Source organism: Kluyvera sichuanensis (genome assembly GCF_014218705.1).
GTDB classification, from domain to species: domain Bacteria; phylum Pseudomonadota; class Gammaproteobacteria; order Enterobacterales; family Enterobacteriaceae; genus Kluyvera; species Kluyvera sichuanensis.
Window position 1 is genome coordinate 312,964 of the sequence record NZ_JABBJF010000001.1, and the last position, 17,701, is coordinate 330,664.

General features: G+C 55.6%; 17 protein-coding genes. 11 read left to right on the plus strand and 6 right to left on the minus strand.

What is annotated here, in order from left to right; genetic code table 11:
* Nucleotides 1-4: 4 nt before the first annotated feature.
* Both HII27_RS01530 and ydgH read right to left on the minus strand, forming a co-directional pair.
* On the minus strand, nt 5-1,387 hold the full coding sequence (locus tag HII27_RS01530; protein WP_185666209.1) for an amino acid permease: 1,383 nt from the start codon (nt 1,385-1,387) through the stop codon (nt 5-7).
* Nucleotides 1,388-1,650: 263 nt separating this feature from the next.
* Nucleotides 1,651-2,601, minus strand: coding sequence for a DUF1471 family protein YdgH (gene ydgH, locus HII27_RS01535; RefSeq protein ID WP_185666210.1), 951 nt, complete (start codon nt 2,599-2,601; stop codon nt 1,651-1,653).
* A gap of 525 nt (nt 2,602-3,126) precedes the next feature.
* Between ydgH and pntA the strand changes: the two genes are divergently transcribed.
* The 3 genes from pntA (at nt 3,127) to HII27_RS01550 (ending at nt 6,380) form a co-directional block, all read left to right on the plus strand.
* Entirely contained in the window at nt 3,127-4,656 is a 1,530-nt protein-coding gene (gene pntA / locus HII27_RS01540; RefSeq protein ID WP_185666211.1) for a Re/Si-specific NAD(P)(+) transhydrogenase subunit alpha, read from the plus strand.
* An 11-nt stretch (nt 4,657-4,667) separates the two neighbouring features.
* On the plus strand, nt 4,668-6,056 hold the full coding sequence (gene pntB, locus HII27_RS01545; RefSeq protein WP_035895466.1) for a Re/Si-specific NAD(P)(+) transhydrogenase subunit beta: 1,389 nt from the start codon (nt 4,668-4,670) through the stop codon (nt 6,054-6,056).
* 135 nt (nt 6,057-6,191) lie between these two features.
* Nucleotides 6,192-6,380 (plus strand): YdiH family protein, encoded by a 189-nt coding sequence (locus HII27_RS01550; protein WP_035895467.1) that lies wholly within the window; start codon nt 6,192-6,194, stop codon nt 6,378-6,380.
* A 107-nt stretch (nt 6,381-6,487) separates the two neighbouring features.
* Here HII27_RS01550 and uspE read toward each other — a convergent pair whose 3' ends face one another.
* The 3 genes from uspE to ogt form a co-directional block, all read right to left on the minus strand.
* A complete protein-coding gene (gene uspE, locus HII27_RS01555; RefSeq protein ID WP_185666212.1) occupies nt 6,488-7,438 on the minus strand; it encodes a universal stress protein UspE in 951 nt (316 codons plus the stop codon).
* A gap of 230 nt (nt 7,439-7,668) precedes the next feature.
* A complete protein-coding gene (gene fnr, locus HII27_RS01560) occupies nt 7,669-8,421 on the minus strand; it encodes a fumarate/nitrate reduction transcriptional regulator Fnr (protein WP_015964308.1) in 753 nt (250 codons plus the stop codon).
* Between the two features lie 196 nt (nt 8,422-8,617).
* Complete coding sequence (ogt, locus tag HII27_RS01565; RefSeq protein ID WP_185666213.1) at nt 8,618-9,133, minus strand: methylated-DNA--[protein]-cysteine S-methyltransferase; 516 nt, start codon at nt 9,131-9,133, stop codon at nt 8,618-8,620.
* A 591-nt stretch (nt 9,134-9,724) separates the two neighbouring features.
* Between ogt and smrA the strand changes: the two genes are divergently transcribed.
* Nucleotides 9,725-10,288, plus strand: coding sequence for a DNA endonuclease SmrA (gene smrA / locus HII27_RS01570; protein ID WP_185666214.1), 564 nt, complete (start codon nt 9,725-9,727; stop codon nt 10,286-10,288).
* On the opposite strand, the gene HII27_RS01575 is transcribed toward smrA, so the two are convergent.
* Nucleotides 10,285-11,091, minus strand: a complete 807-nt coding sequence (locus HII27_RS01575; protein ID WP_185666215.1) for an IclR family transcriptional regulator domain-containing protein — start codon at nt 11,089-11,091, stop codon at nt 10,285-10,287. The two genes, smrA and HII27_RS01575, sit on opposite strands and share 4 nt — an antisense overlap.
* A 168-nt stretch (nt 11,092-11,259) precedes the next feature.
* Between HII27_RS01575 and HII27_RS01580 the strand changes: the two genes are divergently transcribed.
* From HII27_RS01580 to HII27_RS01610, 7 genes are all read left to right on the plus strand, one after another.
* The gene (locus HII27_RS01580) at nt 11,260-11,949 is read left to right on the plus strand and encodes a 3-oxoacid CoA-transferase subunit A (RefSeq protein ID WP_185666216.1); all 690 of its coding nucleotides are present in this window, start codon (nt 11,260-11,262) and stop codon (nt 11,947-11,949) included.
* 10 nt (nt 11,950-11,959) lie between these two features.
* Nucleotides 11,960-12,616, plus strand: coding sequence for a 3-oxoacid CoA-transferase subunit B (locus HII27_RS01585; RefSeq protein WP_185666368.1), 657 nt, complete (start codon nt 11,960-11,962; stop codon nt 12,614-12,616).
* A 9-nt stretch (nt 12,617-12,625) separates the two neighbouring features.
* A complete protein-coding gene (gene pcaF / locus HII27_RS01590; protein WP_185666369.1) occupies nt 12,626-13,828 on the plus strand; it encodes a 3-oxoadipyl-CoA thiolase in 1,203 nt (400 codons plus the stop codon).
* A gap of 9 nt (nt 13,829-13,837) precedes the next feature.
* Entirely contained in the window at nt 13,838-15,184 is a 1,347-nt protein-coding gene (locus tag HII27_RS01595) for a 3-carboxy-cis,cis-muconate cycloisomerase (protein ID WP_185666217.1), read from the plus strand.
* Nucleotides 15,181-15,945 carry a 3-oxoadipate enol-lactonase gene (gene pcaD / locus HII27_RS01600; RefSeq protein ID WP_185666218.1) on the plus strand — a complete coding sequence of 255 codons (765 nt, stop codon included), beginning with the start codon at nt 15,181-15,183 and terminating at the stop codon, nt 15,943-15,945. Before HII27_RS01595 ends, pcaD begins: the two co-directional genes overlap by 4 nt.
* Complete coding sequence (gene pcaC, locus HII27_RS01605; RefSeq protein ID WP_185666219.1) at nt 15,935-16,324, plus strand: 4-carboxymuconolactone decarboxylase; 390 nt, start codon at nt 15,935-15,937, stop codon at nt 16,322-16,324. The genes pcaD and pcaC overlap by 11 nt, the downstream gene beginning before the upstream one ends.
* Nucleotides 16,325-16,401: 77 nt before the next feature.
* Nucleotides 16,402-17,649 (plus strand): putative acyl-CoA thioester hydrolase, encoded by a 1,248-nt coding sequence (locus tag HII27_RS01610; RefSeq protein ID WP_185666220.1) that lies wholly within the window; start codon nt 16,402-16,404, stop codon nt 17,647-17,649.
* The last annotated feature ends 52 nt before the right edge of the window (nt 17,650-17,701 follow it).

The following is a 17,701-nucleotide window of genomic DNA, read 5'->3' on the forward strand; positions in this document are numbered from 1 at the left end:
TGCGTCACCCCACCAACATCCACGTTGCCGGTACGGCGGCAACCAGAAGCAAACCAATTAAAGCCAACTCGCGACGCTTCAGCATGACGTTATCGACATGGGTGCGGCGCGCATAAATAAAGACCAGTAGCCCTGGCGCATAGAGTACGACCGACAGCAGCAGGTGCATGGGGCCAGAAGCATACAATAACCATAAGCCATAAACACAGGCGCCGACACCAATAAGCTTATGTAACGGACGATTCGCAATTTTAAGCAGGAACGCGCCGACCAGGAAGTAAGGCACGAGGATCATTTCGGATGCGATGGTCAGCAGCGTATTGTAGTCTGAGCCGGTCAGCCAGATCAGCACCAGGCTTGCCTGCACGCTGAGGTTGGTCAGCCAAAGCGAAGCGGACGGCGCATTATTGGCGTTCTGACGAGCAAAAATACGCGGAAACGCCTTGTGCGTAGCGGCCAGCAGCGGCACTTCCGCTGCCATAATCGTCCAGCTCAGGTAAGCCCCGCAGACTGAAACAATCAGCCCAGAAGCAATCACCACTTCGCCCCACGAGCCCATCATGCGCACCATCAGGCCCGCCATCGACGGGTTACGCATTTCAGCAAGCTCAGGGCGTGCAACGACGCCCATCGACAGCAGCGTCACCAGCAGATAAACGCCCAGCGCAGAGATAACGGCCAGTAACGTAGCGCGCCCGACGTCCTTTTTATTACGCGCACGAGCAGAAACCACCACTGCGCCTTCCACGCCGATAAACACCCACAGGGTAATCAGCATGGTATTTTTCACCTGTTCCCAGACCGGCACGCCTAAATCGATGCCGTGGAAATCAAGAGTAAACAGGTCGCTGTTGAAGGCAAGAGCGGCCAGCACGATAAACAGCCCGAGCGGCACCAGCTTTGCCAGCGTTGCCACCAGGTTGATGCTGGCGGCTGTCTGCACACCGCGCAGGACCAGAAAATGGACGATCCACAGCAGTACCGACGCGCCGACGACCGAGTGCCAGGTATTGCCGTCGCCAAACAGGCGCATCTCGGGCGTATCGGTAAAGAAACTCAGCGCCGAGAAGACGATAACCAGATAGGAGACGTTGGCGATGACCGCGCACAGCCAGTAGCCCCAGGCGGAGCAGAAGCCAACCAGCTCGCCGAAACCTTCGCGGGCGTAGGTAAAGATACCGCCGTCGAGGTCCGGACGAATGCGGGTCAACACCAGCATCGCTACGGCAAGAAACAGGATGCCGACACCGGTGATCGCCCAACCGATCAACAGCGCAGCGGGGCTGGCGACTTCCGCCATATTTTGCGGCAGACTAAAAACGCCCGCTCCAAGCATTGAGCTCAGTACCAGCGCTGTCAGGGCACTAAGCCCTAATTTCTTTTCCATGTGAATCCTGTCGTGGAAGAAGAAGAACAAGAATATTTATTTGGCGAAATCGCATAAAAATGGAGGATTGCGCTGAGGCGGCGATTTTACGGAGTGCGGTGCATACATGCAACAATGTATGTCCTAAAAAGTCAGAGCATCGGGCGCAGAAAGATAAAAACGTATGGCGTGATGGGCCGGTGGGTTTAAAAAAGGGGGGAATACGAGAAGAAAGGATCGTGATGAGAAAAAAGCCGGTGATAAATTCACCGGCTTTTATGAGATTACTTGTACAGGTCGGCGCTGATGGTGACGTTGCCGCCACGCTCTTGCCACTGACGTGTAATGTGATAGTACTTCGCGCCTTTCTTCGCGGCGCGCTTCGCAACCTGGTAGGAAACCTCGGTCATGTTGCCGTAGTTACCGGTGAACTTAACGCTGTCGAACGGAACCATCTGCGCGGCAGCCACTTTGTTCAGCTCTTCAACTTTAGTGCCGTCCGGCAGCGTGACACTGTAACGCCCGCCTTTAGAGGACTGCGTTTCGAAGAAGCGGCCTACGCCGGTGCCTGCGCCCACGGCTGCAGTAGTTGCAACGCCTGGGATTTCAACCTGTTTGGCAGCCTCGCCACCTTCCGCCAGCGCCTTACGGCCAGCGTCGGAATCGGCTGGAATCGCATCAGGGCTCTGCAGAACGCGTTTTTCCGCATCGGCTTTATAGATGTACGCGGTGACGCGCTGGTTACCGCCGTCGTTGGCATCAACCTGACGCACGATGAAGAATGATACCGCACCTTTAGCCTTCGCCGCTTTGGTGATGGCGTCGTTGACTTCAGGCTGGCTGCGGTAGAAGCCTTGTACGGTCACCGTGTCGTAAGGCACCAGTGCAACGGCCTGATCTTTAGGCAGTTCAACGATACCGTTGATCACGCGGTTTTTTGGGGTTTCTGATTTTGCTGCATCGGCTTTGTAGAAATCAGCCGTTACGCGCCAGTTCCCGCTGTTGCCGAAATCAGAGGTATCGACAACGTAAAAGGAGGCTGCGCCATCTTTGTCCGCTTTACGGGAGACTGCCTGAACGGCATCGCCAATGGCGTTAAAACGGCCGGTAATCACGACACGATCATAGGGCTTCAGTGCGGACGCTTGCTCCGGGGTCAGCTCGGTAGCTGCCTGAGCGGACATGGCCGCGGCAGTCAGCATGGCGGACACGAGGAGGGTGTTCTTAAGCTTCATAAAAATAATCCTTCGCCTTGCGCAAACCAAATTCGGGAAATGTTGTAAACGGGAAACGCCTGATTATGGCATTGAAATGACTCCACTGTCTGCGTCATTTTTAACTTCAGATGCGAACCCGATGACGGTTTTGGATAACTTTTCCTGATATGTTGAAAAAACGGGCTCTTGACCAGAAAAACCGGTCAACCTTATGACTTTTTTAAGTTAATGGAATGTTAATTGGCATATCCTGCCCGCAAATAATCATGTTTTCACTCGCTGATGAAGCAATTTATGAGGCTCGCTAATCAAATCGGGGGTAAATATCGCTGTTTGTAACCGTCACCACTCGGTATTTGGCATTTAATGCAAAAATAGTGTTTTTCGGAGCTAGATCACAATCGGGATTTTCAGTAGGTTATAGACAGTTTGTTACTGTTTTATTTATTCAGGTTGCTCGCCTGTTTGTTCGCTGACGGGTCATCCGCAACATACTGACAAAATGGCAAACCATCAAATTAGAACCGATGTAAGGGAATAGTTATGCGTATTGGTGTACCAAAAGAGAGGTGGGCCCAGGAAACGCGAGTCGCAGCAACGCCGAAGACGGTGGAGCAGCTGCTTAAGCTCGGTTTCAGCGTGGCAATTGAAAGTGGTGCAGGAAAACTGGCAAGTTTTGATGATGACGCGTTTGTTCAGGCTGGAGCCGAAATAGTCTCTGGCGATGCGGTCTGGCAGTCCGACGTTATCCTCAAGGTTAACGCGCCGCTGGACGAAGAGATTGCGCTGCTGAATCCAGGCACCACGTTGATTAGCTTTATCTGGCCCGCGCAAAACGCCGAGCTGATGGCGAAACTGGCCGCCCGCAATATCAACGTGATGGCGATGGACTCCGTGCCGCGCATCTCCCGCGCGCAGTCGCTTGATGCCTTAAGTTCGATGGCCAACATCGCCGGTTACCGTGCGATTGTTGAAGCGGCTCACGAGTTTGGTCGCTTCTTTACTGGCCAAATCACTGCGGCAGGGAAAGTGCCTCCGGCAAAAGTGATGGTGATTGGTGCCGGCGTCGCAGGTCTTGCGGCGATCGGTGCAGCCAACAGCCTTGGCGCAATTGTGCGTGCCTTCGATACGCGTCCAGAAGTGAAAGAACAGGTGCAGAGTATGGGCGCCGAGTTCCTTGAACTGGACTTTAAAGAAGAAGCCGGCAGTGGTGATGGCTACGCGAAAGTGATGTCCGAAGCGTTTATCGCAGCGGAAATGGCGCTGTTTGCCGCGCAGGCAAAAGAGGTCGACATCATTGTGACTACGGCGCTCATTCCAGGTAAACCGGCGCCGAAGCTGATCACCCGCGAAATGGTTGATTCCATGACCCCAGGCAGCGTGATTGTTGACCTGGCGGCGCAAAACGGTGGTAACTGCGAATACACCGTGGCAAACCAAATCGTCACCACGCCAAACGGTGTGAAGGTGATTGGCTACACCGACCTTGCGGGTCGTCTGCCGACCCAATCCTCTCAGCTGTACGGCACTAACCTCGTTAACCTGCTGAAGCTGCTGTGCAAAGAGAAAGACGGCAACGTCACTATCGACTTTGACGACGTCGTGATTCGCGGTGTGACCGTGATCCGCGAAGGCGAAGTCACCTGGCCGGCGCCGCCGATTCAGGTTTCTGCTCAGCCTCAGGCGGCGAAGAAAACGGTTGAAGAGCCGAAAGAAGCGCCGAAACCGGCTTCGCCGTGGCGCAAGTATGCGCTGATGGCGCTGGTGATTATTCTGTTCGGTTGGCTGGCGAACGTCGCGCCGAAAGAGTTCCTCGGTCACTTTACGGTGTTTGCGCTGTCATGCGTAGTGGGTTACTACGTCGTGTGGAACGTCTCTCATGCCTTGCACACGCCGCTGATGTCGGTCACGAATGCCATTTCCGGCATCATCGTGGTGGGCGCGCTCCTGCAGATTGGCCATGGTGGCTGGGTCAGCTTCCTGAGTTTTATCGCGGTATTGATCGCCAGCATTAATATTTTTGGTGGTTTCACCGTCACTCAGCGCATGCTGAAAATGTTCCGCAAAGGATAAGGGGTTAACAAATGTCTGGAGGATTAGTTACAGCTGCATACATTGTTGCCGCGATCCTGTTTATTTTTAGCCTGGCAGGGCTGTCAAAACACGAAACGTCCCAGCAGGGCAACTACTACGGTATTGCCGGGATGGCTATCGCCCTGATTGCGACCATCTTCGGGCCGGATACCAGCAACGTAGCGTGGATCCTGTTGGCGATGATTATCGGCGGCGCGATTGGTATTCGCCTGGCGAAGAAAGTTGAAATGACCGAAATGCCGGAGCTGGTGGCGGTTCTGCACAGCTTCGTTGGTCTGGCGGCGGTGCTGGTTGGCTTTAACAGCTATCTGCAGCACGAAACCGGCATGGAGCAGATTCTGGTCAATATTCACCTGACCGAAGTGTTCCTCGGCATCTTCATCGGTGCAGTAACCTTTACCGGTTCTATCGTGGCGTTCGGCAAGCTGTGCGGCAAAATGTCTTCTAAGCCGCTGATGCTGCCAAACCGTCATAAGCTGAACCTGGCGGCGCTGGTGGTATCCTTCCTGCTGCTGGTGGCCTTCGTGCGTACCGATAGCGTCGGCACCCAGGTGCTGTGCCTGCTGGTGATGACCGTTATCGCGCTGGCCTTCGGCTGGCATCTGGTGGCATCCATCGGCGGTGCGGATATGCCGGTAGTGGTCTCTATGCTGAACTCCTACTCCGGTTGGGCGGCGGCGGCGGCGGGCTTTATGCTCAGCAACGACCTGCTGATCGTCACCGGCGCGCTGGTGGGTTCTTCTGGTGCCATCCTGTCGTACATCATGTGTAAAGCGATGAACCGTTCGTTCTTCAGCGTTATCGCCGGTGGTTTTGGTACCGATGGTTCCTCTACCGGTAGCGACGAAGAAGTGGGCGAGCACCGCGAAATCACCGCGGAAGAGACGGCTGAAATGCTGAAAAACTCCCATACGGTGATCATCACCCCAGGCTACGGCATGGCGGTGGCGCAGGCGCAGTACCCGGTGGCTGAAATTACCGATAAGCTGCGCGCGCGCGGCATTAAGGTGCGTTTCGGTATTCACCCGGTTGCCGGGCGTCTGCCGGGTCACATGAATGTGCTGCTGGCGGAAGCGAAGGTGCCTTACGACATCGTGCTGGAAATGGACGAGATTAACGACGACTTCTCCGATACCGATACCGTGCTGGTTATCGGCGCGAACGATACCGTTAACCCGGCTGCGCAGGACGATCCGAAGAGCCCAATCGCTGGGATGCCGGTTCTGGAAGTGTGGAAGGCGCAGAACGTTATCGTCTTCAAACGCTCAATGAACACCGGCTACGCAGGCGTGCAGAACCCGCTGTTCTTTAAAGAGAATACCTCTATGCTGTTTGGCGATGCCAAAGCCAGCGTGGACGCGATTCTGAAAGCGCTCTGATAGATAATGTGAATGATAAGCCGCCGCGTCAGCCTGACCGGCGGTTTTTTATTTGTGGCTTGATTGCTTTTGGTCAAAAATTGCGCGCTCATCGGTGTTATACTACTCAACGTCGTCCACACCTATGAGGAAATTATGGATACCTTGTTATCGCCTGCACAACTGGCCATCGAATATCTCCGCCGTGAAACCACGCCGTTAACCCCCGCACAATATCTGAAACGCGTTAAGCAGCTTGAGCTGGAATTTGCCGACCTGATGTCGCTTTCCGCGATTGAGCTTAAAGAAGAGATCGATTTTGCCTGGCGACTAGGGCTCCACTGATAGGTGTGTCGTTTGTAGCCTGGCCGAGCAACGTGACGCCGGGGAATCTACTCCAGACAGAAAAAAACCGGCTTGCGCCGGTTTTTTTATTACCATCATCAGGAGCGTTAATCGTCCTCTTCGTCATCCATCTCGACCGGCGTCTGGTAATCGTTCGGCTTAATCGCCAGCAGATCGCAGCGTAGATGGTCAATGACCTGTTCCGCGGTATTACCGAGGAATGCCGCCGAAATACCGGTACGGCCAACCGTGCCCAGCACCACGATACCGGCATCCAGATGCGCGGCTAAGTCTGGGATAACCTCTTCAGGCAACCCTTTCTCTACGTGGGTGAACTTCTCATCAATGCCGAATTTCTGACGCAGTGATTTCATCGCCAGCAGGTGCTGCCCGCGAATGGCATCGTTATATACGCTTGGGTCAAAATCAGGCAGTTCGATGGCAATATTGATAGGGGTAACAGGGTAGGCGCCAATCAGGTGAACTTCGGTATGGTTGACCTGCTCTGCCAGTTCTATTGTCTCTTTTACCAGTTTCTCGTTCAGCGCGTTGTGATACTCCTCTTCGCTGGCGAGGTTGACGGCCACCAGCGCTTTACCGCCTTCCGGCCAGGGCTGATCTTTCACCATCCAGACCGGGCAAGGGCATTTACGCAGCAGGTGCCAGTCGGTAGGGGTAAAAATAACCGACTCAAGCTTGTCGTGCTGGTGCGCCATTTTCAGCAGCAGGTCGTGACCGCCGCTGATGACCTCCTGGATAATCGCCTCAAATGGACGATTGTGCCACACCACTTTAATCTCCAGCGGAACGCCTGCTTCCAGGTAGAATTTCGCCTGCTCGCGGATCCATGCGGTTCGCTGGCTAATTACGCCCTGGCGCATTGCGGTGCGCTCGTCAGGAGACAAAAGGGTGGTCATTTCATAAGAGAAATCATAGATAGGCAAAAAGGCTTTGATGCGACCGCCAATCCGTTGATGCAGATAAACGGCACGGCGCAGCGCAGGCTGATCGTCCTGGTTAGGATCGATAGCAACGAGCATATTTTGATACTTGGCCATACAGGTCTCCTTACAGCTGTAACCACAGTTTGTCAGTAAAAGATAACTCATATATGGAGAATGAAACAGGGGATAACCTTTGCCAGATCAATAAACAGGATAAATTTGATATGCAGAAAGGCTAGCGCTAAGCGTGACCAGGCGGAGGGAAAACGGGTCAGTTTTGTCTATGAGATAAAATAAAAAACCCCGAAGATTCGGGGTTTTCAGGCAGGGAAGTGCAGAACCTATCAGGCAACGTTACGAGTATGACCCGCCAGCACCGCCAGCGCGTCGCTGTTTTCGATGGTGATGTATTTGCCTTTTACCGCCAGCATGCCGCTTTTCTGGAAACGACCCAGCAAACGGCTGATGGTTTCTACCGTCAGACCGAGGTAGTTACCGATATCGCCTCGGGTCATGGTCAGGCGGAACTCACGAGGAGAGAAACCGCGCTGCGCGAAACGGCGTGACAGGTTGTAGATAAAGGCAGCCAGACGCTCTTCCGCGTTTTTCTTCGACAGCAGCAGGATCATGTCCTGATCGCCTTTGATCTCACCGCTCATCAGACGCATCATCTGCTGGCGCAGGTTCGGCATCTTACCGGACAAATCATCCAGCGTTTCGAACGGGATCTCACAAACCATTGAGGTTTCCAGCGCCTGAGCAAAGCTAGGGTGATGACCTGTCCCGATGGCATCAAAGCCTACTAAATCACCGGCCAGATGGAAGCCCGTAATCTGCTCATCACCCTGTTCGGTGATGGTATAGCTCTTGATAGTACCGGAGCGAATGGCGTACAGAGACTTCAGTTCATCACCGGCCTTGAAGAGGGTTTGCCCTTTCTGGATGGGCTTTTTGCGCTCGATAATATTATCCAGCTGATCAAGCTCATGCTCATTAAGAGTGAACGGGATGCAAAGCTGGCTGATGCTGCAATCCTGACAATGGATAGCGCAACCGCCAGACTGAATGCGTCGTATAATTCTCTTTTCCGGGATCATAGGTCTGCTCAAGCCGTAATTGATATTAGTCAATTTTAACATCTTTTTATGGAGCAGGTAAGTCTCGGCGTAGGGATTCACCCAATATTAAAAAGGGATAGTTCCTGTAGTGGTTTATATTATTGATATACATCAATAATTTTTCGGTGCGATTGTGAAAGGGGAGGCAAACATCCCGGCTATAAGGCACAGAAAATCAAAGTAGCAGGTAACCTTCATGGCGCAGAAGCCACTCTTTGCGCTGTACGCCGCCCGCATAGCCGGTCATGGTGCCGTTGCGGCCAATCACCCGATGGCAGGGCACGACAATGCTGACGGGGTTAGAACCATTGGCGGCGCCCACCGCCCGTGCTGCACCGGGGCGACCGAGCTGTTCGGCAAGCTGACCGTAGTGCATGACCTGCCCGCAGGGGATGGTGCGTAAGGTCTGCCACACTTCACGCTGGAAATCCGTGCCACCAGTGGCCGTTGGTAATGTGTCAATAATGGCAAGATTACCCTCAAAATAGTCTGCAAGTTTCTGGCTGAGCCCGCCTGGGTTACGTGAAGCCACTCTGGTATAGCCCTGTTGACGGTAGTGAATGTCCAGCAACTGCTCCATGCGATCGCTATGTTCTTCCCACTCAATCGCCCGCAGGTGAAAATTTTCGTCACAAAGGATCCACAACGGCCCAACCGGTGTAGCAATTTTATCTTCGAGCAAAGTCAGCATCAGTACGCTCTCATTGAAGTGAATTATTCCTATACTCCACCATACCATGTGAATGCGAACCTTCTCTATACCTCAGATGTGTAACCCCATAAATTAAGAGGATTGTTTATTTTCTAGCGGGAGAGCGTGGATAAATAGAGAGATAAATAAAAATGGGAGTGCGCGATAATATAACATTATGACCGAGGGTTATAAGTAATACATTGATAATCATAGCTAATGGTGGTTTTTATACGTGTCGCAGAATAAAAATCGGGGCCTGTCGACATCGCCAGACCCCGCAGCAACCACACAATTGTATCCGTACTGTCGCCCACTTTTGCTCCGAACAGCGGGTATTACTATTTATAACGGGTTCGCGTTAATTTTCCAGATAATTCTTGGTGATTTATTTCACGTATTGGCAATGCGCCGCAAAAATTAATTTTCAATATACAATGTTTAAGCACGCATTAATTTATTCAAATAAATAATGGGTTGCGAATGAAAATATTTGAGTGATGAGAAAGCAGGCAATGTGCCGACAACGCATTGAGCCTGCCCGACGACACCGCTATAGTATGCGCCAGACGTAATGAAGGGGGACGACTCATGAATCTTGACGACAAATCGCTGTTTCTTGACGCCATGGAGGATGTCCAGCCGCTGAAGCAGTGCCATGATGTTCACTGGCAGCCGGCCCGTAATACGCGCGCTCGACAGCAGATAGACACGCTGCAGCTGGATAATTTTCTCACTACCGGTTTTCTGGATATCGTCCCGCTTGCCACGCCGCTGGAGTTTAAACGCGAAGGGCTGCAAACCGGCGTACTGGATAAGCTTCGGCTAGGCAAATATAGCCAACAGGCCAGTCTGAATCTGCTGCATCAGCCGGTCGAAAAATGTCGGCAGAGCCTGTTTGCCTTTATCCACCAGGCGCAAAAAGAGAATCTGCGCAACGTGCTGATTATTCATGGCAAAGGCAAAGAAGATAACTCCCACGCCAATATCATTCGCAGCTACCTGGCCCGTTGGTTGACCGAATTCGACGAGGTACAGGCGTTTTGCAGCGCGCTACCGCATCATGGCGGCAGCGGGGCGTGCTACGTTGCACTGCGAAAGTCGGAAGCGGCAAAACAGGAAAACTGGGAGCGCCACGCCAAACGCAGCCGCTAGCGCAGCAGCAAACTCAGCTCAGAAGCCGCTTTTTGCAACTCCGGCAACACCCGCTCTAACAGCTCAGCGGCGGAAACCTGCCCGGCATGTACGCCGACGTTCAGCGCCGCTTCCACGTGCCCTTGCGGATTAAACAGCGGCACCGCCAGCGAACGCAGGCCCATTTCTAACTCCTGGTCGTTTAACGCATATCCTTGCTGACGAACGGCTTTCAGCTCGCTACGCAGTTTGGCAACGGATGAAATGGTCTGCGGGGTATAGCGAATCATGGTGATGCGCGCCAGCATATCGTTAAGTTTCTCTTCCGGCTGGTAGCTCAGCAGCATGCGCCCCATCGAGGTTGACCACGCGGGCAGGCGGCTACCGATGTCGAGATCGATAGTCATAATGCGTGAGCTGGAGGCACGCGCGATATACAGAATATCATCGCCGTCAAGGGTCGCTATCGAACAGGACTCATTGAGCATTTCACTTAAATGCCGCAGCACCGGCTGTGCCGAACGCGCCAGCGGCGTTGAGGCTAACCACGCGTGGCCGAGGGACAAAATCCGCGGGCGCAGCTGAAAGTTTTTGCCGTCTTCCGCATAGACAAACCCGAGCTTGCCCAGCGTATACAGGCAGCGGCGTACCGCTGCACGCGGAATACCCGTCTTCTGGCTAATTTGTGAAATCGACAGCACCCGACGCTGTGGCGTGAAGGCCTGAATCACCTCCAGCCCGCGCGCCAGCGAAGCCATAAAGTTCGGGTCACCTTTAAACGGGTCGCTGTCGCCCGTCAAAATATCGTCTGGATGTTTCTCCACTTTTTCTCTCCGTATATGCCGCCGATCACATTCTTCAGCTAAACATACACGATGTTCGATAATCGCACCATATTTCGATTATCGCCCTTGACCGGCATCGTTAAGCGGGTCACATTTTGTGCGAACAGCGAATATAAGTGCGATAACCGCACATCAAGGAGCAACCTGATGATCGATAAAAGTGTGTCGACGCTGACTGATGCCGTTGCGGGTATCCACGACGGGGCGACGATAATGATTGGCGGCTTTGGGCCTGCCGGGCAGCCGACGCAGTTGATTGATGCGCTGATTGAACAGGGCGCACGTGACCTGACCATCATCAACAATAACGCCGGTAACGGCGAAATTGGCCTCGCGGCGCTGCTGAAAGCCGGGCGCGTTCGCAAGATGATCTGTTCATTCCCACGCCAGGTCGATTCACAGATTTTTGATGACCTCTATCGTCGCGGCAAAGTGGAGCTTGAGCTGGTGCCGCAGGGCAACCTGGCGGCGCGCATTCAGGCCGCTGGGGCCGGACTTGGGGCAATTTTCACCCCGACGGGATACGGCACACCGCTAGCGGAAGGCAAAGAGACGCGGGAAATCGACGGTCGCCACTATGTGTTGGAGTACCCGATTAAAGCGGATTTTGCGCTGATTAAAGCCCATCAGGGCGACCGCTGGGGCAACCTGGTGTATCGCAAAGCGGCGCGTAACTTTGGGCCGATCATGGCGACTGCGGCAAAAACAACGATTGCCGAAGTGACTAATTTAGTGGCGCTGGGAGAACTGGACCCGGAAAACGTCGTCACGCCAGGTATTTTTGTGCAGCGCGTTTTCTCGCTGGAAAATCTCAACGTCCAGGCACTGCGCGCCTAAGGAGCCCATGATGCAAAAACTCTCTCGTGACGATATGGCTAAACGTGTGGCGCAGGATATCCCGGAAGGGGCCTACGTCAATTTAGGTATCGGTCTGCCGACGCGCATCGCCAACTACCTGCCGACGGATAAAGAAGTCTTCCTGCACAGCGAAAACGGCCTGCTGGGCATGGGGCCGAAGCCCGCACCGGGGGAAGAAGACCCGGAATTGATTAACGCGGGTAAAGAGTTCGTCACCTTACTGCAGGGCGGCTGCTACTTCCATCACGGCGACTCGTTCGCCATGATGCGCGGCGGCCACCTCGATATCTGCGTACTGGGGGCCTATCAGGTTTCCGCCTCCGGCGACCTCGCCAACTGGAGCACCGGCGCGCCGGACTCGATTCCTGCAGTCGGCGGCGCGATGGACTTAGCCGTTGGCGCGCGTCAGGTCTTCGTGATGATGGACCACCTCACGCGCGACGGCGAGTGCAAGTTGGTTGAACACTGCACCTATCCGCTGACCGGCGTAGGCTGCGTTAGCCGTATCTATACCGACCTGGCAGTGATCGACATTACCGCCAGCGGTCCGGTGGTGCGTGAAATCTTTAACGGTCTCTCTTTTGAAGAACTGCAGCGAATGACCCCGGTAACGCTTTCCTATAATGCCGTAGCGGAAATCGCTTAAGGAACAATGATGAATCAAGCATTTATCTGCGACGCGGTCCGCACTCCGTTCGGTCGTTTTGGTGGTACTCTGGCAAGCGTCCGCGCAGACGACCTGGCGGCGCTGCCGTTGAAGGCCCTCATCGAACGAAACCCGGGGCTTGATCCGGCTCGTATCGACGACGTGATTTATGGCTGCGCCAACCAGGCGGGTGAGGATAATCGTAATGTCGCGCGTATGGCGCTGCTGTTGGCCGGGCTGCCGGAAACGGTGCCGGGCACCACCATTAACCGTCTTTGCGGCTCCAGCCTGGACGCCATCGGCGTGGCGGCGCGGGCGATTAAAAGCGGCGAAACGCAGTTGATGATCGCAGGCGGCGTAGAGAGCATGTCGCGCGCGCCGTTTGTGATGGGTAAAGCGGAAAGTGCCTACAGCCGCAGCATGAAAATGGAAGATACCACCATCGGCTGGCGCTTTATTAATAGCCAGATGAAAGCGCGCTACGGCGTGGACTCAATGCCGGAAACGGCGGAGAACGTGGCGACCGATTTTGCCATTGCGCGCACGGATCAGGACGCGTTTGCCCTGCGCAGCCAGCAGCGTACCGCGCTGGCACAGGCCAACGGCGTGTTTAACGATGAATTAATCCCGGTGCACATCCCGCAGCGCAAAGGCGAGCCGCTAATTTTCACTCAGGATGAGCACCCGCGCAGCACCTCGCTTGAGGCGCTGGCAAAATTGAGAGGCGTGGTGCGCCCGGATGCCACCGTTACGGCGGGCAATGCCTCCGGCGTTAACGACGGTGCCTGCGCACTGCTGCTGGCCAGTGAACTGGCGATGACGCAGAACGATCTTCAACCGCTGGCGCGTGTGGTGGGTATCGCCACCGCCGGGGTGGCACCGCGCATCATGGGCTTTGGCCCGGCACCGGCGGTGCGTAAAGTCCTGGCGCAAACCGGGTTAACGCTGGCGCAAATGGATGTTATCGAGTTGAATGAAGCCTTCGCGGCGCAGGCGCTGGCGGTGCTGCGTGATTTAGGGCTGCCGGACGATGCCGCGCACGTCAACCCGCACGGTGGGGCGATTGCGCTGGGCCATCCGCTGGGGGCGTCGGGCGGGCGACTGGCGATGACAGCCGCCTACCAGCTGCGTCGTACCGGCGGGCGCTATGCGCTCTGCACCATGTGTATCGGCGTAGGCCAGGGGATCGCGCTGATTATTGAACGCGTATAAGGAGCTGGAATGAGTGTGTTGACCCCGCTATTGCGCACTGAAGCATTAACGGACATGTTCGGCGATGAACGCCTCGTTCAGGGGATGCTGGATTTTGAAGCCGCGCTGGCGACGGCGCAGGCGCGCTGCGGCGTGATCCCGAATGCGGCGGTGGAGCCAATTTCCGCCGCCTGCCGGGCATCGATCATCGACCTGACCACGCTGGCAACAGCGGCGGCAAGCGCGGGCAATCTGGCGATCCCGCTGGTTAAACAGCTTACCCAGCGGGTGAAAAATACCGATCCGGAGGCCGCGCGCTACGTCCATTGGGGCGCGACCAGCCAGGATGCCATTGATACGGGGTTGATGCTCCAGCTCCAGCAGGCGCTTGGCGAAACGGAAACGCGGCTTGCGCGGCTTATTAGCGTGCTGGCTGAACAGGTAATGCGTCATCAGCATACGCTACTGCCGGGTCGCACCTGGATGCAGCATGCGCTGCCCATCACCTACGGGTTGAAACTGGCGGGCACGCTCGATGCGCTGCTGCGCTGGCAGGAACGGCTGGCGCAAATGCGGCCGCGCGTGCTGGCGCTGCAGTTTGGTGGCGCGGCGGGCACGCTGGCATCGCTAAAAGAGAAGGGGCCGGAAGTCGCACAGGCGCTGGCCGCTGAGCTGAACCTGACGCTTCCCGATACGCCGTGGCATAGCCAACGCGACAGGCTGATTGAACTGGCAAGCTGGTACGCCGGACTGTGCGGGACGCTGGGCAAATTTGCCAACGACTTTGCTTTAATGATGCAAACGGAAGTGGCGGAAGTGAGCGAACCGATAGCCGAAGGGCGCGGTGGTTCTTCCGCGATGCCGCATAAACGTAACCCGGTGAGCTGCGCCGCGATTCTGGCGGCGGTGACCAGAGTGCCGGGGCTGATGGCAACGCTGTATGCTAGCCAGATTCAACAGCACGAACGCGCGCTGGGCGGCTGGCAGGCGGAGTGGGAAACGCTGCCGCAGCTGGTGATGCTGGCGGGCGGGGTGCTGGAAAACAGCGAATACCTGGTAAAAGGGATGCAGGTGAATACGCATAAAATGCGCGATAACCTGGATATTACCCACGGTCTGGTGATGGCGGAATCGGTCACCCAGGCGCTGGCGGCGCATCTCGGTAAAGCCGATGCTCACCATCTGATTGAAACGATTTGCCACCGGGCGATTGCGCTTGATTGCCCGCTACGACCGCTGCTGGAAAACGATCCGCTGGTGAGCCAGCATCTTTCTCCAGAGCAACTGACGCAGCTACTGGACCCGGCAAACGCTGTCGGTAGCGCGGACCACTTTGTGCGCCAGGTATTGGCGCGCTTTCAGGAGTTAGGGACATGAATATCCATTATCGCCTCGACGGACCGGAAAAGGCACCGGTACTGGTGTTATCAAACTCACTGGGCACCACGCTCTCCATGTGGGACGCGCAAATGCCCGCGCTGACCGAATACTTCCGCGTACTGCGCTACGATACGCACGGTCACGGGCAAACAACCAAACGCGGAAAAGTGACGCTGTCACAGCTTGGGGAAGACGTTATTTCGCTGCTCGATCACCTGAATATCGACCGCGCCAGCTTCTGCGGCATTTCGATGGGCGGCCTGACCGGGCTTTGGCTGGCGCGCTTCGCGCCGGAGCGTTTTGACGCTGTTGCGGTGGCGAACACCGCCGCGAAGATTGGTGAACAAGCAGGCTGGCTCTCCCGTGCGCGCACCGTGCGCAGTGAAGGCATGGGCGTAGTGGCTGCCGGTTCCGCCGACCGCTGGTTTACCCCGGCGTTTCGTCAGCATCAACCGGCAATAGTTGAACAGCTTTGCCATCAACTGGCGGAGTCCGAAGCCGAAGGTTATGCCGAGTGCTGCGATGCGCTGGCGGCGGCGGATCTGCGGGCAGAAGTGGCGGCAATTACCGTGCCGATGCTGATCATCGCCGGTGAGTATGACCCGGTCACCACCGTGGACGATGCCGACTATCTGCATCAGCAAATAGACGGCGCGTTCCAGGTTGAACTCCCGGCTTCGCATCTCTCAAATATTGAAGCCAGCGACGAATTTAACGCCGCGCTGGTATCGTTTTTACGGAGGAATCATGGCGGATAACGAACGTTATCAGCAGGGAATGGTGGTACGACGCAAAGTGCTGGGCGATGCCCACGTTGACCGCACCGTGGCGAAACTCTCACCGCTGAACGAAGAGTTTCAGGACTTTATCACGCGCTACGCCTGGGGTGAAACCTGGACCCGTCCGGGGCTGGATCACCACACGCGCAGTATGATAACCATCGCCATGTTGATTGCGCTGAACCGCGAAGCCGAACTGAAAATGCATCTGCGCGCGTCGTTTAATAACGGCGTCACCCGCGATGAGCTGAAAGAGTTGATTATGCACTCGGCGCTTTACTGCGGTCTGCCAGCAGCAAATGCCACCATGCACCTGGCTCAGCAGGTGTTTGATGAGGTCGACGCGGAGAAAGCGTGATCGCGCAGTGAAAAATAAAACGTAGTTCCATTATTATCGGTAATCCTTTTCTGTTTAACATTGTTAATGGAGAACCGATGACAAGACTACGTTACCCAGGAATGGCGACGCTGCTCTGTATGCCGCTGGTGCTACAGGGCTGCGTCGCTTCCTCGTCAACCGGCACGGCCAGTCGGCCGCAGTTGACGGCGCGAGAAGCCTCCGGCTATACCGCCGAAAACTACTTTGCTCGTGGCGGAATGCTCAACCATCTTCAGGGCGCCTGGCAGCCCAAGCCCATCGTTCCCGATAACGATACTCCGTGGCGGGTAGCAAAGTCCGGTGCGCCGTTTAGCGATATTCAGCAGGCGATTAACGCCGCTATTACCCAACACAAAGGCCACGACCGTCTCTATATCAGAATCGATCCTGGTGTTTATAGCGGCACGGTTTATATTCCTGACGATGCGCCGCCCATCACCCTTTTTGGTACCGGTAAACAGGCAGAAGCGGTGCGCATTGAGTTCGCGCTGGACTCGCAGTTTAGCCCGGCAAAATACCGCGAAGCCGTCAACGCCAACCGCTATCCGCCGGGCTCCCCGGCCTATTATCAGTATGCCCTGTGCGCTGGCAGAACCAGCGCGCTGATAGGCACCAACTGCGCCGCCGTATTCTGGGCGCAAAGCCATGATTTGCAGCTCTATAACCTGACTATCGCTAACAGTTTGCTGGATACGGTTGACGGCGGCACCCATCAGGGTGTGGCGCTGCGTACCGATGGCGATCGCATTCAGCTCCAGCGCGTCCGTCTGCTGGGGCGTCAGGATACGCTGTATCTCAATATCAGCGACCGTAAAAATGATGCGCTGACCGATCGTCTTTATCGCGTCCTGGTACAGGACAGCTACGTTGAAGGGGATGTGGATTACGTATTTGGCCGCGCTAATGTGGCGTTCGACCGGGTGCATTTCCACACGGTATCCAGCCGCCGCTCGCCGGAAGCCTATGTGCTGGCCCCCAACACGCTGCCGGATAACCCGTACGGATTCCTGGTGAAGAACAGCCGTTTTACCACCGACGACGGATATAAAGGTGCGTTTAAGGCCAAGCTTGGCCGTGCGTGGGATCAAGGGGCAGGGAAAACGGGTTACCTGCCGGGCAAAACGGCGAACGGGCAGGCGTTGATTGTCGATAGCACCGTTGATAGCGGCTACGACGCGCTGTCGCCGTGGGGCGCAGCGGCCACCACGGCGAGGCCGTATAAGGCGAATGCAGAGAGTTCACGGCAGCTTAACGACGTGCATTTCAACCGCCTGTGGGAGCGGAATACGCATTGGGAGAAGTAGAGCCGGTGCCTCCCTGGAGTCGGCTGCGCCTCGTCCGGGCTACATCGCGAAT

Bases quoted from the DNA above. Each gene is read 5' to 3' on its own strand.
- HII27_RS01530 (WP_185666209.1), bottom strand. From the start codon at position 1,387: ATGGAAAAGAAATTAGGGCTTAGTGCCCTGACAGCGCTGGTACTGAGC.
- ydgH (WP_185666210.1), bottom strand. From the start codon at position 2,601: ATGAAGCTTAAGAACACCCTCCTCGTGTCCGCCATGCTGACTGCCGCG.
- pntA (WP_185666211.1), top strand. From the start codon at position 3,127: ATGCGTATTGGTGTACCAAAAGAGAGGTGGGCCCAGGAAACGCGAGTC.
- pntB (WP_035895466.1), top strand. From the start codon at position 4,668: ATGTCTGGAGGATTAGTTACAGCTGCATACATTGTTGCCGCGATCCTG.
- HII27_RS01550 (WP_035895467.1), top strand. From the start codon at position 6,192: ATGGATACCTTGTTATCGCCTGCACAACTGGCCATCGAATATCTCCGC.
- uspE (WP_185666212.1), bottom strand. From the start codon at position 7,438: ATGGCCAAGTATCAAAATATGCTCGTTGCTATCGATCCTAACCAGGAC.
- fnr (WP_015964308.1), bottom strand. From the start codon at position 8,421: ATGATCCCGGAAAAGAGAATTATACGACGCATTCAGTCTGGCGGTTGC.
- ogt (WP_185666213.1), bottom strand. From the start codon at position 9,133: ATGCTGACTTTGCTCGAAGATAAAATTGCTACACCGGTTGGGCCGTTG.
- smrA (WP_185666214.1), top strand. From the start codon at position 9,725: ATGAATCTTGACGACAAATCGCTGTTTCTTGACGCCATGGAGGATGTC.
- HII27_RS01580 (WP_185666216.1), top strand. From the start codon at position 11,260: ATGATCGATAAAAGTGTGTCGACGCTGACTGATGCCGTTGCGGGTATC.
- HII27_RS01585 (WP_185666368.1), top strand. From the start codon at position 11,960: ATGCAAAAACTCTCTCGTGACGATATGGCTAAACGTGTGGCGCAGGAT.
- pcaF (WP_185666369.1), top strand. From the start codon at position 12,626: ATGAATCAAGCATTTATCTGCGACGCGGTCCGCACTCCGTTCGGTCGT.
- HII27_RS01595 (WP_185666217.1), top strand. From the start codon at position 13,838: ATGAGTGTGTTGACCCCGCTATTGCGCACTGAAGCATTAACGGACATG.
- pcaD (WP_185666218.1), top strand. From the start codon at position 15,181: ATGAATATCCATTATCGCCTCGACGGACCGGAAAAGGCACCGGTACTG.
- pcaC (WP_185666219.1), top strand. From the start codon at position 15,935: ATGGCGGATAACGAACGTTATCAGCAGGGAATGGTGGTACGACGCAAA.
- HII27_RS01610 (WP_185666220.1), top strand. From the start codon at position 16,402: ATGACAAGACTACGTTACCCAGGAATGGCGACGCTGCTCTGTATGCCG.